General features: G+C 64.1%; 17 protein-coding genes and 1 tRNA gene. 13 read left to right on the top strand and 5 right to left on the bottom strand.

Annotated elements, in window-relative coordinates:
* Positions 1-828 carry a bifunctional DNA-formamidopyrimidine glycosylase/DNA-(apurinic or apyrimidinic site) lyase gene (gene mutM, locus ASD71_RS01470; RefSeq protein ID WP_056558915.1) on the bottom strand — a complete coding sequence of 276 codons (828 nt, stop codon included), beginning with the start codon at positions 826-828 and terminating at the stop codon, positions 1-3.
* Here mutM and ASD71_RS01465 point away from each other — a divergent pair.
* The 11 genes from ASD71_RS01465 (at position 827) to ASD71_RS01415 (ending at position 12,328) form a co-directional block, all read left to right on the top strand.
* The gene (locus tag ASD71_RS01465; protein WP_056558912.1) at positions 827-2,713 is read left to right on the top strand and encodes a lipopolysaccharide assembly protein LapB; all 1,887 of its coding nucleotides are present in this window, start codon (positions 827-829) and stop codon (positions 2,711-2,713) included. The genes mutM and ASD71_RS01465 overlap by 2 nt on opposite strands.
* A gap of 47 nt (positions 2,714-2,760) precedes the next feature.
* Positions 2,761-3,312: a lipoprotein insertase outer membrane protein LolB gene (gene lolB / locus ASD71_RS01460; protein WP_056566272.1), complete on the top strand. Its 552-nt coding sequence runs from the start codon at positions 2,761-2,763 to the stop codon at positions 3,310-3,312.
* A gap of 221 nt (positions 3,313-3,533) precedes the next feature.
* Positions 3,534-5,132 (top strand): methyl-accepting chemotaxis protein, encoded by a 1,599-nt coding sequence (locus tag ASD71_RS01455; protein ID WP_056558911.1) that lies wholly within the window; start codon positions 3,534-3,536, stop codon positions 5,130-5,132.
* Positions 5,133-5,328: 196 nt separating this feature from the next.
* Positions 5,329-6,270: a 4-(cytidine 5'-diphospho)-2-C-methyl-D-erythritol kinase gene (gene ispE, locus ASD71_RS01450; RefSeq protein WP_056566269.1), complete on the top strand. Its 942-nt coding sequence runs from the start codon at positions 5,329-5,331 to the stop codon at positions 6,268-6,270.
* Position 6,271: 1 nt separating this feature from the next.
* A tRNA-Gln gene (locus tag ASD71_RS01445) sits at positions 6,272-6,348 on the top strand.
* 176 nt (positions 6,349-6,524) lie between these two features.
* Entirely contained in the window at positions 6,525-7,475 is a 951-nt protein-coding gene (locus ASD71_RS01440) for a ribose-phosphate pyrophosphokinase (RefSeq protein WP_056325372.1), read from the top strand.
* Positions 7,476-7,624: 149 nt separating this feature from the next.
* Positions 7,625-8,236 carry a 50S ribosomal protein L25/general stress protein Ctc gene (locus ASD71_RS01435; RefSeq protein ID WP_056558908.1) on the top strand — a complete coding sequence of 204 codons (612 nt, stop codon included), beginning with the start codon at positions 7,625-7,627 and terminating at the stop codon, positions 8,234-8,236.
* A 99-nt stretch (positions 8,237-8,335) separates the two neighbouring features.
* A complete protein-coding gene (gene pth / locus ASD71_RS01430) occupies positions 8,336-8,932 on the top strand; it encodes an aminoacyl-tRNA hydrolase (protein WP_056558906.1) in 597 nt (198 codons plus the stop codon).
* Complete coding sequence (locus ASD71_RS01425) at positions 8,932-9,702, top strand: type II CAAX prenyl endopeptidase Rce1 family protein (protein WP_056558903.1); 771 nt, start codon at positions 8,932-8,934, stop codon at positions 9,700-9,702. The genes pth and ASD71_RS01425 overlap by 1 nt, the downstream gene beginning before the upstream one ends.
* 126 nt (positions 9,703-9,828) lie before the next feature.
* Positions 9,829-10,920, top strand: coding sequence for a redox-regulated ATPase YchF (ychF, locus tag ASD71_RS01420; protein ID WP_056558900.1), 1,092 nt, complete (start codon positions 9,829-9,831; stop codon positions 10,918-10,920).
* 196 nt (positions 10,921-11,116) lie between these two features.
* Complete coding sequence (locus ASD71_RS01415; RefSeq protein ID WP_056558897.1) at positions 11,117-12,328, top strand: site-specific integrase; 1,212 nt, start codon at positions 11,117-11,119, stop codon at positions 12,326-12,328.
* A gap of 295 nt (positions 12,329-12,623) precedes the next feature.
* Here ASD71_RS01415 and ASD71_RS01410 read toward each other — a convergent pair whose 3' ends face one another.
* The 4 genes from ASD71_RS01410 to ASD71_RS27865 all read right to left on the bottom strand — a co-directional run bounded on the left by ASD71_RS01410 (position 12,624) and on the right by ASD71_RS27865 (position 15,986).
* Positions 12,624-13,313, bottom strand: a complete 690-nt coding sequence (locus tag ASD71_RS01410; protein WP_056558894.1) for a C-terminal helicase domain-containing protein — start codon at positions 13,311-13,313, stop codon at positions 12,624-12,626.
* A gap of 242 nt (positions 13,314-13,555) precedes the next feature.
* The gene (locus ASD71_RS01405; RefSeq protein WP_056558892.1) at positions 13,556-13,999 is read right to left on the bottom strand and encodes a MarR family winged helix-turn-helix transcriptional regulator; all 444 of its coding nucleotides are present in this window, start codon (positions 13,997-13,999) and stop codon (positions 13,556-13,558) included.
* A 3-nt stretch (positions 14,000-14,002) separates the two neighbouring features.
* Positions 14,003-15,601, bottom strand: coding sequence for an MDR family MFS transporter (locus ASD71_RS01400; RefSeq protein ID WP_056558889.1), 1,599 nt, complete (start codon positions 15,599-15,601; stop codon positions 14,003-14,005).
* A 55-nt stretch (positions 15,602-15,656) separates the two neighbouring features.
* Positions 15,657-15,986 carry a hypothetical protein gene (locus ASD71_RS27865; protein WP_156395052.1) on the bottom strand — a complete coding sequence of 110 codons (330 nt, stop codon included), beginning with the start codon at positions 15,984-15,986 and terminating at the stop codon, positions 15,657-15,659.
* On the opposite strand from ASD71_RS27865, the gene ASD71_RS01395 reads away from it, so the two are divergent.
* Together ASD71_RS01395 and ASD71_RS01390 are read left to right on the top strand one after the other, a co-directional pair.
* Positions 15,970-18,468, top strand: a complete 2,499-nt coding sequence (locus ASD71_RS01395; protein WP_056558886.1) for an AsmA family protein — start codon at positions 15,970-15,972, stop codon at positions 18,466-18,468. The genes ASD71_RS27865 and ASD71_RS01395 overlap by 17 nt on opposite strands.
* Positions 18,465-18,851, top strand: a complete 387-nt coding sequence (locus ASD71_RS01390) for an MOSC N-terminal beta barrel domain-containing protein (RefSeq protein WP_056558883.1) — start codon at positions 18,465-18,467, stop codon at positions 18,849-18,851. Before ASD71_RS01395 ends, ASD71_RS01390 begins: the two co-directional genes overlap by 4 nt.
* Positions 18,852-18,863 lie beyond the last annotated feature (12 nt).

Genomic DNA, 18,863 nt, shown 5'->3' with positions numbered 1-18,863 from the left:
TCAATTCCGCTGGCATTTCGGGCAGTAGTAGGTGGCGCGCTGCCCCTGGACGAATCGGCGGATCGGGGTGGCGCAGACCCGGCACGGCAGTCCTTCGCGCTCGTACACGGCCGCGTGGATCTCAAAGTAAGCGCCCGGCTCGCCGCTGGCGCCCACGTAGTCGCGCAGCGTGCTGCCGCCGGAGGTCAGCGCGTCGGCCAGCGTGGCTCGCACCATGTCGGCCAGCCGCTCGCATCGGGCCAGCGACAGCTTGTTGGCGGGTGTCTTGGGATTGATGCGGGCGCGAAACAGGCTTTCCGACGCATAGATGTTGCCCACGCCGACCACCGCCATGCCGGCCAGCAGCACCTGCTTGATGGCGGCGGAATGGTTCTGGAAATGCCGGTGCAGCCAGGCCCCGTCGAACCGCGGGTCGAAGGGTTCGATGCCCAGCTTGGCCAGCAGCGGGTGCGCCTCGATGGGGCCGGCGGCGGCGTCGTGCCACAGCACCGCGCCAAAGCGCCGCGGGTCGTGCAGGCGCAGCACCGCGCCGTCAAAGATCCATTCGACATGATCGTGCTTGCGCAGGAATTCCCCGGGCGACACGCTGCGCAGCGAGCCCGACATGCCCAGATGCACGATCTGGGTGCCATGTTCGAAGCGCAGGAGCAGGTACTTGCCGCGCCGCGCGCATTCCAGCACCGTGCGTCCGCCGATCAGGGACGGCAGCTCCGGCGGGATGGGCCAACGCATGCGGGGTTCGTGGACAACCAGTCGCGACAGCGTCTGGCCGGTGATGATGGCGTCGATTCCTCGGCGCGTGGTTTCGACTTCAGGCAGTTCCGGCATGAGCCAGTGTAAGATCATCAATTGCGTGTACGAAGATTGTGCCATCAACCGGACGGGCCGCGTGAAGTCGTCTTTTAAACAAATGAATATCGGGATCGCCGCGTTGGGGCTTGCGCTGGCAGCAATCATGGCCCCGCCGGCCCAGGCCGCCGACGGCCGGACGCGTGACGCGACGGGGCCCCGGATGGCCCCGCAAAGCCGCCAACCTGAAACCGAAGTCATCCGCCTGCGCCCAGGCCAGCTTCCTTATGTATCGCTGACCGGCGATATCTTCTACCGCGTACTGGCTTCCGAAATCGCCGCCCAGCGGGGCATGTACGGCACCGCCGCCACCACCATGGTCGGTCTGGCCCGTGACACCGGCGATCCCCGCCTGGCCCGCCGCGGCCTTGAGTTCCAGCTTGCCGGCGGCAACCTGCCCGGCGCGCTGGACGCGGCCCGCGTCTGGGCCCGCTTGGCTCCCAACGACGTCGAAGCCAGCTCCACCGAGCTGGCGCTGGCGGCCGCCAATGGTCAGACCAAGGGCCTGGCCCAGGCGCTGCGCAAACGCATCGATTCCTCGCGCGACAAGCCGGCCGCCATTGGCCAGGCGCTTGCCGTGCTCAGCCGCCTTAACGACCGCCGCCTCGCGCTCCGCATCCTGGACGAGTCCCTGAGCGACAGCGTGCGCAAGCTGCCCGCGGCGCACCTGGCGTTGGCCGACGTGGCCTCGGCCGCCGGCGACTACGAACGCGCCGCGCAGGAATCCCGCGCCGCGCTGGCCGCCGATCCCAAATCCGAAGGCGCCGCCCAGCGCGTGCTGGAGTACGGTTCCAAGGTCGACCCCAAGCGCGCCCAAACCGAGGCCCGCGCATTCATCAACCGCAACCCGGGCGCCCGCAAGGTGCGCCTGATGCTGGCCGGCCAACTGGCCGACAGCGGCGATTACGACGCCGCCCTGGCCGAACTGCAAGCCATGTCGCGCCGGTCGCCCGAAGATTTCGACCTGCTCTTCATGCAGGCGCAACTGGCCTACAAGTCCGGACAGCTCCCGCAGGCCAAGACCCTGCTGCAGCAGTACCTGGATGTCCAGAACCAGCGCCAGCGGGCCACGGTCCCGGGCGCCACCGATGCCGGCGCGGCCGCCGCCGATGCCCACGTGCTGCTGGCGCGCATTGCCGAAGATCAGGGCAATTACGACGAAGCCATCGCAGAACTCGGCCGCATCGACGACCCCACGCTGCGCTATTCCGTGCGCATGCGCCAGGCCGCGCTGCGCGCCAAGAGCGGCCGCGTGGATGACGCGCTGGCCATGATCGACTCGGCCGGTCCGCAGGACGAAGAAGAACGCGCCCTGGGCGCGCTGACCAAGGCGCAGATCCTGCGCGACGCCGACCGCATCGGCCAGGCGGTCACCGCCCTGGAAGCCGCGGACCAGGCGCTGCCGGACACGGTCGAAATCAAATACGAACTGGCGATGCTGTACGAACGCCAGAACCGCCTGGCCGACCTGGAGCGCATGCTGCGCCAGGTCATCGCGCTGGATCCCGACCACGCCCATGCGTACAACGCGCTGGGCTACACGCTGGCGGACCACAATCAGCGCCTGCCCGAGGCCCTGGACCTGATCACGCAGGCGCTGGAGTTGTCGCCCAACGATCCGTTCATTCTGGACAGCATGGGCTGGGTCAAATTCCGCATGGGCGACACGACCGCCGCCGCGGATTATCTGCGCCGCGCCTACAGCGTGCGTCCCGAAGCCGACATCGCCGCGCATCTGGCCGAAGTGCTATGGGCGCAAGGCAAGCGCGATCAGGCCACGGACCTGCTTCGCGCGGCCCTGCGCAAGGATCCCAAGAACAAGACGGTTCAAGATGTCGTGAAGCGCCTCGGAGTCAGTCTGTGACGGCAGTATTTGCAGGGTTGCGCGGGGCCGTGGGCGGCTTGCGCTGGATGGCGCTGGCGTTGTTGGCCTTTACGCTGGCGGCGTGCACGTCCTTGCCCAAGCCGATCGAAGGCGCCAGCGCCGACGCGTTTTCGCGCATTGGGCGCTTTGCCATCACCGTCAACGAAGAAAGCGGCAACCAGAACGCGGTGCAGGGCGGTTTTTCCTGGTCCGACGATGGCCGCCGGTATGTGCTGGACCTGACCAACCCGCTGGGCTCGACCGAAGCGCGCGTGGAAGGCACGCCCGGCGCCGCCAGCCTGACCAAGGCGGACGGCACCCGGCTGGTCGCCGACAACCCCGATGCGCTGGCTGAAGACGCGCTGGGCAGCAGCATGCCGGTCTCCGGGCTGCGCGACTGGCTGCGCGGCAAACTGCCCGCAGATCCCGAAGCCACCGACGTGACCCGCGACGAACTGGGCCGTCCCGTGGCATTCGAACAGGGCGGCTGGCGCGCCAAGCTCTCCCGTTACGACGCGAAGGGCCCGCAACTGCTGGTGCTGGAACGCCAGGAGCCGGGACGCCGCATCCTGGTGCGGCTTGTCGTCAACCAGTCGTGACGCCGCGCGCCGCCAAGCGCCGCGCGTTGTGCTTAAGGGTAAACCCCTATCACATCCATGCAATTTCAATCAAGCAAACAACCGCCGCAAATTGGGCCGTGTTACCGCTTGAAATATATTGACTTGACTGAATAATTCTCCCTGCGCCGCGCCCAGTTCGCGCGCGGCGCAGCAATTCGGGGTCGACGCTCGTCTGCCGCCACCCTTTTGGAGAATGGCCAATGTTCAGGAACACACGCATCGCGACGGTGCTGTTGGGAATCATCGCGATCTTTTTCACCTTCCAGTTGGTGATTGGCGGCATGGGCTTCGTTGCCCTGCGGCAGACCAACCACGATGTCGAGCAGCTCTATCGCCTGTCGGCGCAGCAGGTCAACGCGGTAAATGCCGCGTCGCTGTCGCTCGTCGCGGCCCGTACGGACCTGAGCCGCTACGCCACGCGCGTCGCGCAGGGCAACACCGACGACAAGAGCTCGCTTCAAGCCGCGCGCCAGCGCATCGTGTCGGCCGACCGCGCCTTCCAGGGCTTCTCCGGCAGCCTGTCCGCTGAAGAAAAGGCCGAATCCGCCGCCATCATCGACGCCTACACCAAGCTCAGCACCAACCTGCAGAACGTGGGCCGCGTGCTTGAGGCCGGCGACATGGACGCCTACTTCAAGCAGGGCACCCAGTCCGTGCAAGAGCGCCTGATGAGCGAACGCGACGCGTTCGTCCTGCGCGCCGAGGGCGCCGGACAGACGGTCATGGACGAAATCTCCATGTTCCACACCCTGTTCAGCTCGCTGCTGGCCGGGTTGCTTGCGTTGGGCCTCTTGATGGCCGTGGGTGCGCACGTCCTCATCCGCCGCATGATCGTGCGTCCGCTGCTGGAAGCGGGCGAGGTCTTCCGCCGCATCGCCGAAGGGGACCTGACGCGCCGTGTGGCGGATCTGGGCAAGAACGAAATCGGTGCGCTGATCGGAGCCCTCAAGGCCATGCAGGACAGCCTGGTGCGTACCGTGTCGGCCGTGCGCCGCGGCGTTGACGAGATCAACGTCGGCGCACGCGAAATCTCGTCCGGCAACGCCGATCTGTCCAGCCGCACCGAAGAGCAGGCCGCTTCGCTCGAAGAAACCGCGGCCAGCATGGAAGAGCTGGCCACGACCGTGAAGCAGAACGCCGACACCGCACGCGAAGCCAACCGCATGGTGGCCGCGTCGCAGGCGGTTGCACAGCGCGGCGGTGAGGCCGTGTCCAGCGTGGTGGAAACCATGCACGCGATTTCGGGCAGCTCGTCGCGTATCGCCGACATCGTGGGCGTGATCGATGGCATTGCGTTCCAGACCAACATCCTGGCGCTCAACGCCGCGGTCGAAGCCGCGCGCGCCGGCGAGCAGGGCAAGGGCTTTGCGGTCGTGGCCAGCGAAGTGCGCACGCTCGCGCAGCGCAGCGCCGCCGCCGCCAAGGAAATCAAGCAGCTCATCGAAGACTCCGCGCAGAAGGTCGGCGTGGGCTCGGAGCAGGTTGAAAACGCCGGCGCCACGATGCGCGAGATCGTCGAATCCGTGCAGCGCGTGACCAGCCTGATGGCCGAGATCTCGGCAGCCTCGGAAGAGCAGGCCACCGGCATCGACCAGGTCAATCGCGCCGTCTCGCAGATGGACAGCGTGACGCAGCAGAACGCCGCCCTCGTCGAAGAGGCCGCCGCCGCGGCTGGCGCACTGGAAGAGCAGGCGCGCCAACTGGCCGGCGCCGTTTCGGTGTTCAAGCTGCCGGACGGACAGGTCATCGACGCGCCCGCTGCCCGCCTTGGCGGCAGTGTGACGCCGCAATTGGCGTAATGCCGCCGGTGCGTGGCGCTACCGCTCGCGTAATGCCACGCATCGCATAGCGCCTCGGTCCGCCGCGGGCGCGCCAATCCGACGCGTCCTCACACGCGTCCTCACGCGTGTTCTCTCACGGGCCGGCCCGCCGCTTTTCACGGCGCGCCGGCCCGTCTCGCTAGAATGACGGATTGATCCGCTCCGGTTGTCTTTCGTGACCCTCTACGACGTTCCCGCTCCCGCCAAGCTGAATCTCTTTCTGCACGTCGTGGGCCGCCGCGCTGACGGCTATCACCTGCTGCAGACAGTGTTTCGCTTCATCGACCTGTGCGACACGCTGCACTTCGATGTGCGGTCCGATGGCGTCATCAGCCGCGCCACCGACCTGCCGGGCGTTCCCGAAGACCAGGACCTCACCGTGCGCGCCGCGCGCGCCCTGCAGAAGGCCACTGGCACGCGCCAGGGCGCGCAGATCAGCCTTGAAAAGCGCATTCCGCAAGGCGGCGGATTGGGCGGCGGGTCCAGCGATGCGGCATCCGTGCTGATCGCCTTGAACAAGTTGTGGAACACGGGACTCTCGCGTCAGGAGCTGATGGCGCTGGCCCTGCCGCTGGGCGCGGATGTGCCTGTCTTTGTCTTCGGCCAGTCGGCATTTGCGCAAGGCATCGGCGAAGATCTCACCGCCGTGACGCTGCCCGAACGCGCCTATCTGGTGGCGCAACCTGATGCCAGCGTGCCGACTGTTGGAATATTTTCCGCACCCGATTTGACAAGGGATTCTTCTTACATCACAATAGCGGACTTTCTTGCTTCGCAAACATTTTTGCCAAGCGAATCCAGCGGTGAGTTTGCCAAAGGATGCGCGCTTTACGGAAAAAATGATTTGGAGCCGGTGGTCTACCGTCTTTATCCTGAAGTGCTTGGGGCATCGCGGTGGCTTGGTGAACGGGGTTTTCCTGTTCGCATGTCGGGATCGGGCGCATGTTTATTCGCCGAATTTTCCGAAACATCGCAGGCTCTTTTGGCAGAACAAGAAATTACCGCTATAATGCGCGGCGCTGATAAAACATTCAGCCAAACGCATCCACGGTTTCGGTTAGTGCAGGCATGTACTGGGTTAGCTGAACATCCGTTGCGGAATTGGATTGCAAGATAGTTGGGGAGTCGCCAAGCTGGTTAAGGCACCGGATTTTGATTCCGGCATGCGAAGGTTCGAATCCTTCCTCCCCAGCCAACCGAATACATAAAAAAGCTGTTGAACACGCCTGTAAGACACTGGCCCGGGTTCAGCAGCTTTTTTATTTTCCGGATTCGCTGGTGCAAGTTGAACGCGCTGCACCAGGTATCACCCCGCAGGTGTCTCACCCGCATCAATCGTTAGTGTCTCAAACGACCATCGCATCATCCATCATGGCAAACGATAGCTTCATGATTTTCACGGGCACCGCCAACACTCGGCTGGCCGTGGACGTAGTCAACCACCTCGACATGTCCCTGGGAAAGATGACCGTCGGTCGTTTTTCGGACGGCGAGGTGATGGTCGAGATCAACGAGAACGTGCGCGGCAAGGACGTCTTCGTCCTGCAGCCCACCTGTGCTCCCACCAATGACAACCTGATGGAAATCATGGTGATGGTCGATGCCCTGCGCCGCGCGTCGGCCGGCCGCATCACCGCCGCGATTCCCTACTTTGGTTATGCCCGCCAGGACCGCCGCCCGCGTTCGGCGCGCGTGGCCATCTCGGCCAAGGTCGTGGCCAACATGCTGCAAGTGGCTGGCGTTGACCGCGTCCTGACCATGGACCTGCACGCTGACCAGATCCAGGGTTTCTTCGACATTCCCGTGGACAACATCTACGCCGGTCCGATCTTGCTGGGCGACATCTGGCGCCGCAATTTCTCGAACCTGGTCGTGGTGTCCCCGGACATCGGCGGCGTGGTTCGCGCCCGCGCGCTGGCCAAGCAGCTCGAAGCCGACCTGGCCATCATCGACAAGCGCCGTCCGCGCGCCAACGTGTCGGAAGTGATGAACATCATCGGTGAAGTCGACGGCCGCACCTGCATCATCATGGACGACATGGTCGACACCGCCGGCACGCTGTGCAAGGCGGCCCAGGCCCTGAAGGACCGCGGCGCCGGCGCCGTCTACGCCTATTGCACGCACCCCGTGCTCTCGGGCGGCGCCATCGACCGCATTGAAGCGTCGGAACTCGACGAACTCGTCGTCACCGACACCATTCCGCTCTCCGAGCAAGGCCAGGCCAGCAGCAAGATCCGCCAGCTGTCGTGCGCCGCGCTGTTGGGCGAGACCATCCTGCGTATTTCCAACGCCGAATCGGTCAGCTCGCTGTTCGTCGATTGACGCGTAGGCGTTGATCGGGCCACAGCCCAAATTTGCAGTTCTTTGCGCCTCGCTGGTCGCGGCAAGGCGCAAGCAAGCACGTCGCGCCCTTTGCGCGCCGTGAATTCAACCGGTGAAGTTGCTTCACCTTTATTGTTTCGGAGTTATCCATGAAATTTACTGCCACTGCGCGTAGCGTCCAGGGTTCGAGTGCGAGCCGCCGCCTGCGCCGCGCGGGCCGCGTTCCCGCCATTGTTTATGGTGGTACGGCTGCCCCCCTGAACATCGAACTCGACCACAACGAGATCTACCACGCGCTGCGTAAGGAAGAATTCCACGCATCGATCCTGCAAATGCAGCTCGAAGGCGCCAAGGATGAGCAAGTTCTGCTGCGTTCGGTTCAATGGCACGCCTACAAGCCGCAAGTCCTGCACGTTGACTTCCAGCGCGTTGACGCCAACCAAGCCCTGCGTACCAAGGTGCCGCTGCACTTCGTGAACGCTGAAATCTCGCCGGCTGTGAAGCTGAGCGGCGCCATCATCAGCCACGTGACGACCGAACTGGAAATCACCTGCCTGCCGTCGGCTCTGCCCCAGTTCATCGAAGTCAACCTGGCTGACGTGCTGGCTGGCGGTTCGGTCCACCTGGCCGACATCAAGCTGCCCATGGGCGTGACGTACGTCCCCCACGGCGGTGAAGACAACCCCCTGCTGGCCGCCGCGGTCACCAAGGGTGGCGCTGCCGCTGCCGACGACGCCGAAGAAGCTGCTCCGGCTGCCTAAGTCCTGCAGGAAAGCCCTTGCGGCTTTCCCGCGGCTTACGCCCGAAACCCTGCGTGTGCATTTGCATGCGCAGGGTTTTTTGGTTTAAACACCCCCATCATGTCTACTCCCATACGCCTCATCGTGGGACTGGGTAATCCAGGTCCCGACTACGAAACCACCCGGCACAACGCTGGCTTCTGGCTGGCCGACCATCTGGCGGACGATCTGCGCACTTCTTTTGCGCTCGAGAAGTCCTTTTTCGGCATGGTCGCCAAAGCGCGCCTGGGCGCGGACAACATCCTGCTGCTCAAGCCCAACACCTACATGAACCGTTCCGGCCAGGCGGTCGGCGCGCTGGCGCGCTTCTACAAGCTGACGCCCGAGGAAGTGCTGGTGCTGCATGACGAACTGGACCTCATGCCCGGTCAGGTCAAGCTCAAGCAAGGCGGCGGCCATGCCGGCCACAACGGCCTGAAGGACATCCAGGCCGCGCTCGGCAGCCCCAACTTCTGGCGCCTGCGCATCGGCATCGGCCACCCGCGCACGCTGGGTCTGGCGCAACAGGTCGCCGACTTCGTCCTGCACCCGCCGCGCCGCGAGGAGCAAAAGGAAATCGAAGCCGTCATCGACCGCTGCCGCGCCGTCGTGCCGTCGATGCTGGCCGGCGACTTCGCACTCGCCACCCGGCAGCTGCATAGCGGCAACGAGTCCTGATGAAACAAGGCCAGCCCACCGGAAAGATGCGCTTTCGCAGCGAGATCGCCGACTTCTGGCGCTTCCTCCGCCGTCCGCATCCGCTGTCGCGCCTGCCGAACCGCGCCGGGGGCAGCGGGCTGCTTGCCGACTGGTGGCCTGGCATCGGACCGGGACGTCTGTTGGCCTGGGCCGCGGTGCTGTGGGCCATCAATCTTTTTGCGCTCGGGCCAGTGGCCGTTGTCGCGGCTGGATTGGGCGGCGTCTCGCATCGCCTGGATCCCCACAACATTCCGTGGCTGACCGCGGTGCTGTGGGCGCCGCTGGTCGAAGAGATGCTGTTCCGCTACGGCCTGCGTCGGCCGCGCCAGGCGCTGTGGCTCATTCCCGCGCTGGTGCCCGTCGTGCTGTGGGGGCCAAAGCTCTGGACGGGCCTGCTGCTGGCTGCGTTCATCCTGCTGGCGGTGTGGGGCCTGCGCCGGCGTCCCGAGCCGCTGAAAGGCTGGGATACGAGCTGGCGCAGGTATTACCTGCAGCACTTCGGCGTGGTGTTCCATCTGATCGCGCTGACGTTTGCAGCGGTTCACCTTACCAACTTCGTCTACAGCAAGACCCCGTACTGGCTGCTGCCGCTGCTGGTGCTGCCGCAGTGGCTGACAGGGCTGGTGCTGGGCTGGATCCGCATTCGCCGGGGCATCGGGGCCGCGATCCTGCTGCATTCGGTCTTCAATGCCGGGCCAATCCTGATGATCTGGCTGGTCATGCGCTACGCGCCGACGGCGGCTGGTTAAGTCTCGCGGCGCCGCCACATCGGGGCCACTTTGGGGCCGCATCACCCCCGCCCATCAGGCGTCGTTTCACCCTGCCGGGGTAAACTACGCCGTTAACGCTCAATACCGTACTTACACAGGATTCCCATGGCTCTGCAATGCGGCATCGTCGGCCTGCCCAACGTTGGCAAATCGACACTCTTCAACGCTCTGACCCGCGCCGGCATCGCCGCCGAGAACTATCCGTTCTGCACCATCGAGCCCAACGTCGGCGTTGTCGAAGTGCCGGATCCGCGCCTGCAGAAGCTGGCTGAAATCGTCAAGCCCGAACGCATCCTGTCCGCCACCGTCGAATTCGTCGACATCGCGGGCCTGGTCGCCGGCGCGAGCAAGGGCGAAGGCCTGGGCAACCAGTTCCTTTCGCACATCCGCGAGACCGACGCCATCGTCAACGTCGTGCGTTGCTTCGAAGATCCCAACGTGATCCACGTTGCCGGCAAGGTCGACCCGATCGCCGACATCGAAGTCATCGAAACCGAACTGGCCCTGGCCGATCTGCAGACCGCCGAAAAGGCCCTGCAGCGCCACCAGAAGACCGCGCGCTCGGGCGACAAGGAATCGCAACGCCTCGTCGCCGTGCTGGAAAAGTGCATCGCCCAGCTCAACGAAGCCAAGCCCATTCGCGCGCTGGACCTGACCACCGAAGAAAAGGCCGACATCGCCCAGCTCTGCTTCATCACCGCCAAGCGCGCGATGTACGTGGGCAACGTCGCCGACGACGGCTTCACCAACAACCCGCTGCTCGACCGCCTGACCGAATTCGCCGCCGCCCGCAACGCGCCCGTCGTGGCCATCTGCGCCGCGATCGAATCCGAGATCGTCGACCTCGACGACGCCGACCGCGAAGCCTTCCTGAAGGACATGGGCATGGAAGAACCGGGCCTGAACCGCCTGATCCGCGCCGCCTTCAAACTGCTGGGCCTGCAAACCTACTTCACCGCCGGCGTAAAGGAAGTCCGCGCCTGGACCGTGCCGATCGGCGCCACCGGCCCCCAGGCCGCCGGCGTCATCCACACCGACTTCGAACGCGGCTTCATCCGCGCGCAAACGATCTCGTACGAGGACTACATCACGTACAAGGGCGAGCAGGGCGCAAAGGAAGCCGGGAAGATGCGCGCGGAAGGCAAGGAATACATCGTGCAGGATGGCGATGTGATGAATTTCTTGTTTAACGTCTGACGATTTTTGCTGGATCTCGGTGGCGCTCAGTAGCGCTTGGTGGACAGGTTGGCCCATTTGAAATCAATGGGTTGCGTAAACAATACGGTCTGCTGAGCGTTCCTATTGTTCATCGAGGTCTGAAAAATCCGGGGGTAGCGTTGGGGGTACTCGTGTTCAACCGTGGGGGTACATCTCCCCGCAGTGGAGTCCAACGATGCCCGAAAATCTACTCACCGACCTCAAGGTCAGGTCGGCCAAATCGACTGATCGAGACTGGAAACTTTCAGACGGCGGGGGCCTGTTCCTGCTGGTCAAGCCCACCGGCGGCAAGCTTTGGCGGTGGAAGTACCGCCTGCAAGGCAAGGAGAACCTCTTTGCCATTGGCGGCTTTCCTCAAGTAAGCCTTGCGGAGGCTCGCGCTGCCCGCGAGAAAGCGCGTGCCTTGGTCAAGCAAGGTATCCACCCTGCGCATGATCGGCAGCAGGTCAAGCAGCGCAACTTGGAAGTGCTGGAGGAACGCAAGCGCGCAAAGGAAAGCTCGTTCGCCAAGGTGGCGCAGGCTTACCTGGCGGAGATCAAGCCTGTCTTTGCGCTCAGTTCCTACCGCACGAAAGAATCCCGCCTCAGGAAGTACCTGTCGCCCAAGTTCGACGGGATGCCGATGTGCGATATCGGCGTGAAGCAGATTCGCCCGTTACTGGAGGAATGCAAGGCTCATGGCGCGTGGGCGGCCATCCATGTCAAAGGTGATCTTTCGGCGATCTTTGAGTTTGCGGTGGTGCGGGGGCTGGTCGAGGCAAATCCAATTCCCAGCCTGCGCGGGCTGCTACGCGTGCCGTTCAGCGAGAGCAAGGCAGCGATGACGCGAGAGCAAATCCAGAAGTTCTATCAGGAGTTGCGCGGCTACCGGGGCTATCCGGAAACCTCGTTGTGTCTGCGGCTGATTGCGCTGACCGCCTGCCGTCCAGGGGAAGCGGCGGATGCCGAATGGGACGAGTTCGACTTTGAGGATGCACTGTGGCGTCGGCCTGCGGCGAAGATGAAGGCGCGGCGTGACCATGTCAGTCCGTTGTCCACGCAGGCCATAGCGGTGCTGAAAGACTTGCAGCACATCACGGGTGGCGGGCGCTATCTGTTTCCACACCGAAGCGGAAAGGGCTTCACTACGCCCAACCGGCTCACCTACGCGATGCGCGACATGAACCTGGGCCGGGGCACGACGCCGCATTGCTGGCGGACGACCTTTTCAACCTGGGCCAATGAGAACGGATACCGGCCTGATGCGATTGAGCGGCAGCTTGCCCACGTGGAAAGCAACAAGGTGCGGGCGACGTACAACAAGGCGCTGCTGCTGGATCAGAGAAGGACGTTGTTGCAGGACTGGGCGGACTATCTGAAGGCAGCGGAGGGCAGTGGCGCGGCATAGGGACGATTTGGCCGGGTATCGCAGCAGCGAGTGGGCAGAACGGCCTTTTCCTTTTCTGGATAGGGCCGTTGTCCCTTGAGTGCCGTTCCCTTGCCGTTTGCCGTTTGCCTTTTGCCGAAGGCTGGACCTGGAAATGGGGTAAATGATGGGATAAACAGGGTAATTGTTCGCTGGTTACCCTGTTTTCCCGTACCTAACAGACTCCCAGTGTGGACTTCCCCCAGTACGGTAGACAGCCGGGGCCTCTGAGGCGAATCTCTGTAAGCGTTTGAAGCTCAATGCTTGGCGATGAGAGCTATCCCCATGCGGCACTCATGAGCGTTACCAGATCACGCCGCGATAGCACTTCGGTGAACTCACGCCAATCCTTCTCCGGCGGCATCATCGTGCCGGTGTAGCGCAGGTCGAAGCCTGTCGCGGTTTTCTGCGCGTTGATGTACTCGTCCAGTCGCTCGCCGAGTGTTTCGATGTCGTCGATCCACTCGTCCTTGATGGTGTCGGGTAGCGAGCCAAAGAGGTCGTAGCGGTTCTTCATACGCTCGGACAGGCGTTCGTAGATTTTTTCGTCCACGGTCTGCTCGAACACTAGGTTCAGCATGTCCACGGTTTCGCGCCGCTGGCCGAAGCGTTTGATGCGGCCAATGCGCTGTTCGAGCCGCGTGGGGTTCCACGGTAGATCGACGTTGATCAGCGTGCCAAGGGTTTGCAGATTCAAGCCCTCGCACGCGGCATCGGTCGCCACCATCACGCGAATCTGGTGCTCGGCCACCATGCGCTTCAAGGTTTCGCGCTCGACGCTCACGCTGTCGCCACGCTGGTACAGGCGGCTACGGCCCGCGCCTGCGTACAGGCCGACCGCTTCTTCCGGGTAGCGCGCCGCCAGCGAATCTGCCAGCCACTTCGCCGTGTCGTAGTACTGGCTGAAGATGATGACACCCAATTCCAGCCACTTCTCCTTGTCGAGAAAGTGAACGACGGCCTCCATCTTCGGATCGACTTGCAGCCGCTCCAGCCGGACAATCAGCCGTTGCAGGACTTCGATTTCCTCGCCTGTCTCGACCTTGATGTCGGCTTCCTGTTCTTCGTCTGATTCCGCCAGGACACAGAATCTGTGTAGCCCGCTCTGATGGGCAATGCCAAAAACAAAAACCCTCGCGCCGGCCGGCCGAGGGTTTTTGTTTTTGGATGGAGGCGGGTTGCCGCTGATCTCGTGACCGAAGGCCGCACCTAATTGCCTCGATCCCCCGCCGCCCTTACAAAATTCTCCTCCAACACGCTCAACACCCGATTCAGCGTATCCACGTCCGCCGCTGACAGCCCTTTAAGCGACTCCTCAAAAAACTGAGCCCGCTTCGGCAACGCCTCGTTCACCACCGCCTGTCCGGCAGCCGTCAACGTGGCATTTGTCAGCCGGTTATCGTCCGCATCCACCGCCCGGGAAATCCACCCCAGCTTCTGCATCGCCTGCAATTGCCGCGTCAATGACGCCGGGTCCAGCCGGCAGCGCTCGGCCAGGTGCTTCTGCGAGCACTGCCCGTTCTCATGCAGCGCCAGCAATATCCGCCACCGCGGCAACGCATGACCCACCTTGCTGCTGAAGGCGCTTTGCATCACGCGATACGTCTGGCCCATGTGCTGGATGACTTGCAGGCCTTGTTGTTGTTTGGGCAAAAGCTACTCTCCGACGCCGGCGGGCTCCGGTTTGGATGGCCGGACCAGTTGCACCAGGGGCACGCGCCGCACGCACCAGAGTGCGAAGACGGCGACGGCGAGGGCGATGAGTTGCCCTTCGTGAATGGCGCCCACCAGCGCGACGCGCGCGATCTCGATGAGTGACGTTCCATCCTGGCCTTGATGGGCCAATTGTGCCAGGAACTCGGTCTGGGCCGCCGGGTTGACCAGCATCTGCGGGTCGTTGAGCTTGGGCAGCCACTGCGCGGAGGCGCCGCGCAGGGTGGACTCGACGCCGCTGAAGTAGCTGTGGCTGACCATGGTGCCGACGATGGCAGTGCCCAGCATGCCGCCGATCATGCGCAAGGATTGCAGAAGCGCGGTGGCGATGCCCAGGTGGCTGCGGCCGGCGGTCTGTTGGGCGAACACGGTGAGATTGGGCATGATGAAGCCCATCCCTAGGCCCGCCATCGTCATGTAGGCGCCGATCAGCAGGTGCGACGTGTAGCTGTGGGTAGTGACGATACCCAGGCACGAGAACGCCATGAGGAGGAAGCCGGCGTACAGCATGCGGTTGGGATTGCGGATGCGCGTGATGATGCGGCCGTTGACGATGCTGCCGACGGTGATGAAGACGACCATGGGCGTGATGAGCAGGCCCGCCTGCTGAGGCGACAGCCCGAAGCCGCCTTGCAGGAGCAGGGGCGCGTAGAAGAGCAGGGAATACATCGTCACGCCGACCAGCAGGGCCAGGGTGAAGAGCATGGCCAGGCCGCGGTTGCGGAACATGTCCAGCGGCAACAGCGGATGGGGACAGCGGCGCTCCCACCAGATCAGAGCAGCGAAGGCGGCGATGCTGCCGGCGCCAAGCATCACGAGGGATGGCGTGAAACCGTCCTTGGGCAGGAGTTCCACGAGCAGCTGCATGGTCCCCAGCGCCACGGCGATCAAAATCGCGCCTTGCCAATCCAGCCGGACCTTGCCGGGACTCTGGTTGCGCAGGTGGGGCAGGTAGCGGGCGACGAACCAGAGGCCCAGGATGCCGATGGGCAGGTTGACGTAGAAGACGGAGCGCCAGCCGTAGTGTTCCGTCAGGGCGCCGCCCAGGGTGGGACCCACGGCGTTGGCGATGCCGAAGGCGGCGCTGAGCATGACCTGCCAGCGCAGCCGGACGTGGGGATCCGGGAAAAGATCGGGAATACAGGCGAAAGCGGTGCCGACGAGCATGCCGCCGCCGATGCCTTGCAGCGCCCGCGCCAGCACCAGTTCGAGCATCGTGTCGGCCGCGCCGCACAGGACCGAGGCCAGGGTGAACAGCACGATGGCGGCCACGACAAAGGGTTTGCGTCCGTAGTAATCGCCCAGCCGCCCGAAGATGGGCACGGTGATGACCGAGGTCAGCAGGTAGGACGTGGCGACCCAGGCGTAAAGCTCGAAGCCCCGGAGTTCCGCCACGATGGTCGGCAGCGCGGTGCCCACCACGGTCTGGTCGATGGCGACCAGCATCATCACGAAGCACATGCCCAGCATGGCCAGCAGGGTTTGCCGAAAGGGCAGGATCTGGCCGGGCGAGTGTGGCGGAGTGGGGGCGGGGGCGGACATTGTTGGACGCATCAATAATTGATAGATCAATCATTCTAGCCCTACAATCCGTCGATCAGGAAGCCGTCAGCTTGGCCGATCCCGCTTGTCGGCCTGATTTGTTACGATAGCGGTTATCTGCACGCTGGATTACCGGCGTCCTCAGCAGGCCTTCCTCGGTAGCACCTTCCTTTGGCGCCAATGCCGCAGGCTCGGCAGGAGCGAGGACACGCCCCAAAGGCATGCCCGAAAAGGCAAGCCAGCAAGGCAAGCCCTGCAATGCAGACAGTTCAATAGGCCAGCGGTCTTCCGCCGGCAACGCACCTTCCCCGCGCGTCGCGCGGTGGGCGGTATCAAGGATTTCCAGTCGAGGTACCGACGGGGCAGCAATGAAAACGTGGTTCAAGCGCATTTTGATAGGCCTGGTAGTGTTGGTTGTCGTGGCCGTCGTCGGCCTGGCCATCTTCTTGCTGACATTCGACCCCAACGCGTACAAGTACAAGCTGGAAGAGCTTGTCCAGGAACGCTATCAGCGCACGCTGACGATCGACGGCGAGATCGAGCTATCGCTCTTCCCGCGGATCGGCCTGTACGTGCAGGGCGTATCCCTGTCCGAACCCAATAGCACGGACACGTTTGCCTCCATCGAGAGCACGCGGCTTGCCGTGGCCGTGTGGCCGCTGCTGTCCAACAGCTTTGTCGTGGACCACGTCGCCATCAGCGGGCTGAAAGCGCGCGTGGTGCGGGACAAGCAGGGCCAGTTCAATTTCAGCAATCTGGTGGGCGGCACGCAGCCGGTCACCGATGCGCCCAGCAATCCGGCCGAGGCCCTGGTGGGCGCGGCCCAGACCGCCGCGCAGGCGATCACCAGCGGCAACATGCCGCCGTCGCGCAACAACATGCAGATCGACATCGCCGGGCTGGACCTGAAGGACGGCGAAGTGCAGATGCAGGACGCGATAACGGGCATGGCTGTGGCGGTTACCCGTATCAACGCCAACACCGGCCGCGTCACGTTCAATCAGCCGTTCGATGTGCGCATGACCGCGCGCGTCGAAGGCGGCTATCCGCGCGTGGATGCCAACCTGACGGGCCAGGCATTGCTGACGCTGGATCCTTCGGCCAAGCGCTATGCCGCCCAGCGGCTGGACCTGCGCATGGACGGCAAGCTGCCGGGCGCCGAGGCCAAGAGCCTGGTGATGCGCGGCAACCTGGCGTTCAACGGGCAAAAGTCCGCGCTGGACGTGGGCGGCCTGGAACTGCTGTTCCAGGGCGACGTGACCGAACCCTCGGCCAAGGCGACCAATGTGGAAGCCAGCGTGGCGATCCCCAAGCTGGCGATCGACCCGCACAAGAGCCAGCTCCAGATCGAAAAATTGGCCGTGCGCGCCAAGGGCGGCGTGGCCGATGGCCCCTTCGAACTGGCTGTCGATGCGCCGGCGCTCAATATCTCGCCCGCGTCGGCCACCGGCGAGGCCCTGACCGGCCGGGTGCGGATCAGCGGGCTGGACGCCAGCTTCGGCCTGAACGGCATCAGCGGCAACGCCGGCGAACTGGACATCAAGGAAGCCAAGCTGGACAGCACGTCCAAAAAGGGCGAACGCGTGGTGAAGCTGAACTTTGCCTCGCCGCTCAGCCTGAATTTGCTGATGCGCAGCGGCGCCATGTCGGCGCTGCGTGGCGACGTGAACATCACCGATCCCGGCCTGCCCAAGGGCAGCCTGCAGATTCCGGTGATCGGCAGCCTGACGGTGGACCTGCTCAAGGATCAGGCCACCAGCAAGATCAACGCCGTGCTGGAAGGCGGCAAGTTCGACCTCAGCGCCGACATCACGAAGCTGTCGGAGGCGCCGCAGATGAAGTTTGCGCTGGCCGTGGATACGCTGGATCTGGACAAGCTGGTGCCGCCCGTGGTGGCCGCGCCGCCCAAGCCGCCCGCGGACGGCAAGAAGGACGACAGCAAGCCCGCGCCGGCTCCGGCGCCCGCCGCGCCCGTCGACGATACGATCAACCTGTCGGCGCTGGTCGGCCCCAGCGTCAACGGCACGCTGAAGGTGGGCAAGCTGGTCGTGCGCGGCCTGAAGGCCGATGAAGTCTCGGCGGCGGTCAAGCTGGACAAGGGCAAGCTCGACATCTCCGATCTCGCGGCAGGCCTGTACGGCGGCAAGCTGGCGGGGGCGCTGTCGGTGGACGCGGCGCAGGGCAATCAGATCGCCACCAAGATGACGCTGGCCGGCATCGCGATCGAACCCCTGCTGGTGGACCTGGCCAAGCGCAACGTCCTGAGCGGCACGGGCAACCTGACGCTGGACCTGAAGACTGGCGGCGCCAACGTCTACGCGATGAAGAGCGGCCTGGGCGGCACGCTGCAATTGAAGCTGCGTGATGGCGCCGTCAAGGGCATCGACCTGACGCAGACGTTGCGCGACCTGAAGGCGCGCTTTTCGCCGGATGCGCAGAACGAAACGGTTCACGCCGACACTGCCAAGCAGACGCAGTTCTCGGAACTGGACGCGGACTTCGCCATCGCCAAGGGCATCGCCACGGTGAAGCGCCTGAACTTCGTGTCGCCGCTGCTGCGCGTCACGCAAGGCGATCCGGCCACCATCGACTTCGTCAAGAGTGAGCTGGATCTGGTGGCGCGCGCGCGCGTCATCAACCCGGCGGCTAATCCCGACGGCAAGGAACTGATCGACCTGAAGGACGTGACCATTCCCGTCCATTTCAAGGGCCCGTTCGACAACCCCTCGTACACGTTGCTCTGGAAGGACGCCATTGGCGGCATTTTGAAGCGCAGCCTGGAGAACAAGCTCAGGGAAGCGGTCACCGGCAAGGGCAAGAGCGGCGCCGCAGTGGACAAGGCCTTGAAAGGACTCCTGGGCAAATGACCGACGGCCAATTCCAACCGATCGCCGAATGCGGCGTGACGACGCAGACGCAAGCGGCCGGCTACCACCGCCAATGGCTGGTGGCCAATGATTCGGGGCAGTGGTTGAACCGCGAGCTATGCCCCAGGCTGGCTGAGGTGTCGGTAGAGCTGCGCCTCGGGTACCTGGTGCTGAAGGCGCCGGGCATGCTGCGCATGGACATTCCGCTGGACGTGATCGAAGACGACGACAGCGTGCGCTACAGCATGTTGGTGGGTGATCAAACCATCGACGTCGTTGACGAAGGCGAACTGGCCGCGGCCTGGATTTCAAATTTTGTGCAGGTGCCTTGCCGCATCATGAAGGTGCACCCGGACACGCCCGTGTCCGCCTGGCCGGCCTGAACGCGGCCGGCG

Source organism: Achromobacter sp. Root565 (assembly GCF_001427425.1).
GTDB classification, from domain to species: domain Bacteria; phylum Pseudomonadota; class Gammaproteobacteria; order Burkholderiales; family Burkholderiaceae_B; genus Achromobacter; species Achromobacter spanius_D.
Note: the sequence above shows the minus strand (reverse complement) of the source record. Positions and strands in the feature narration are given on the sequence as shown.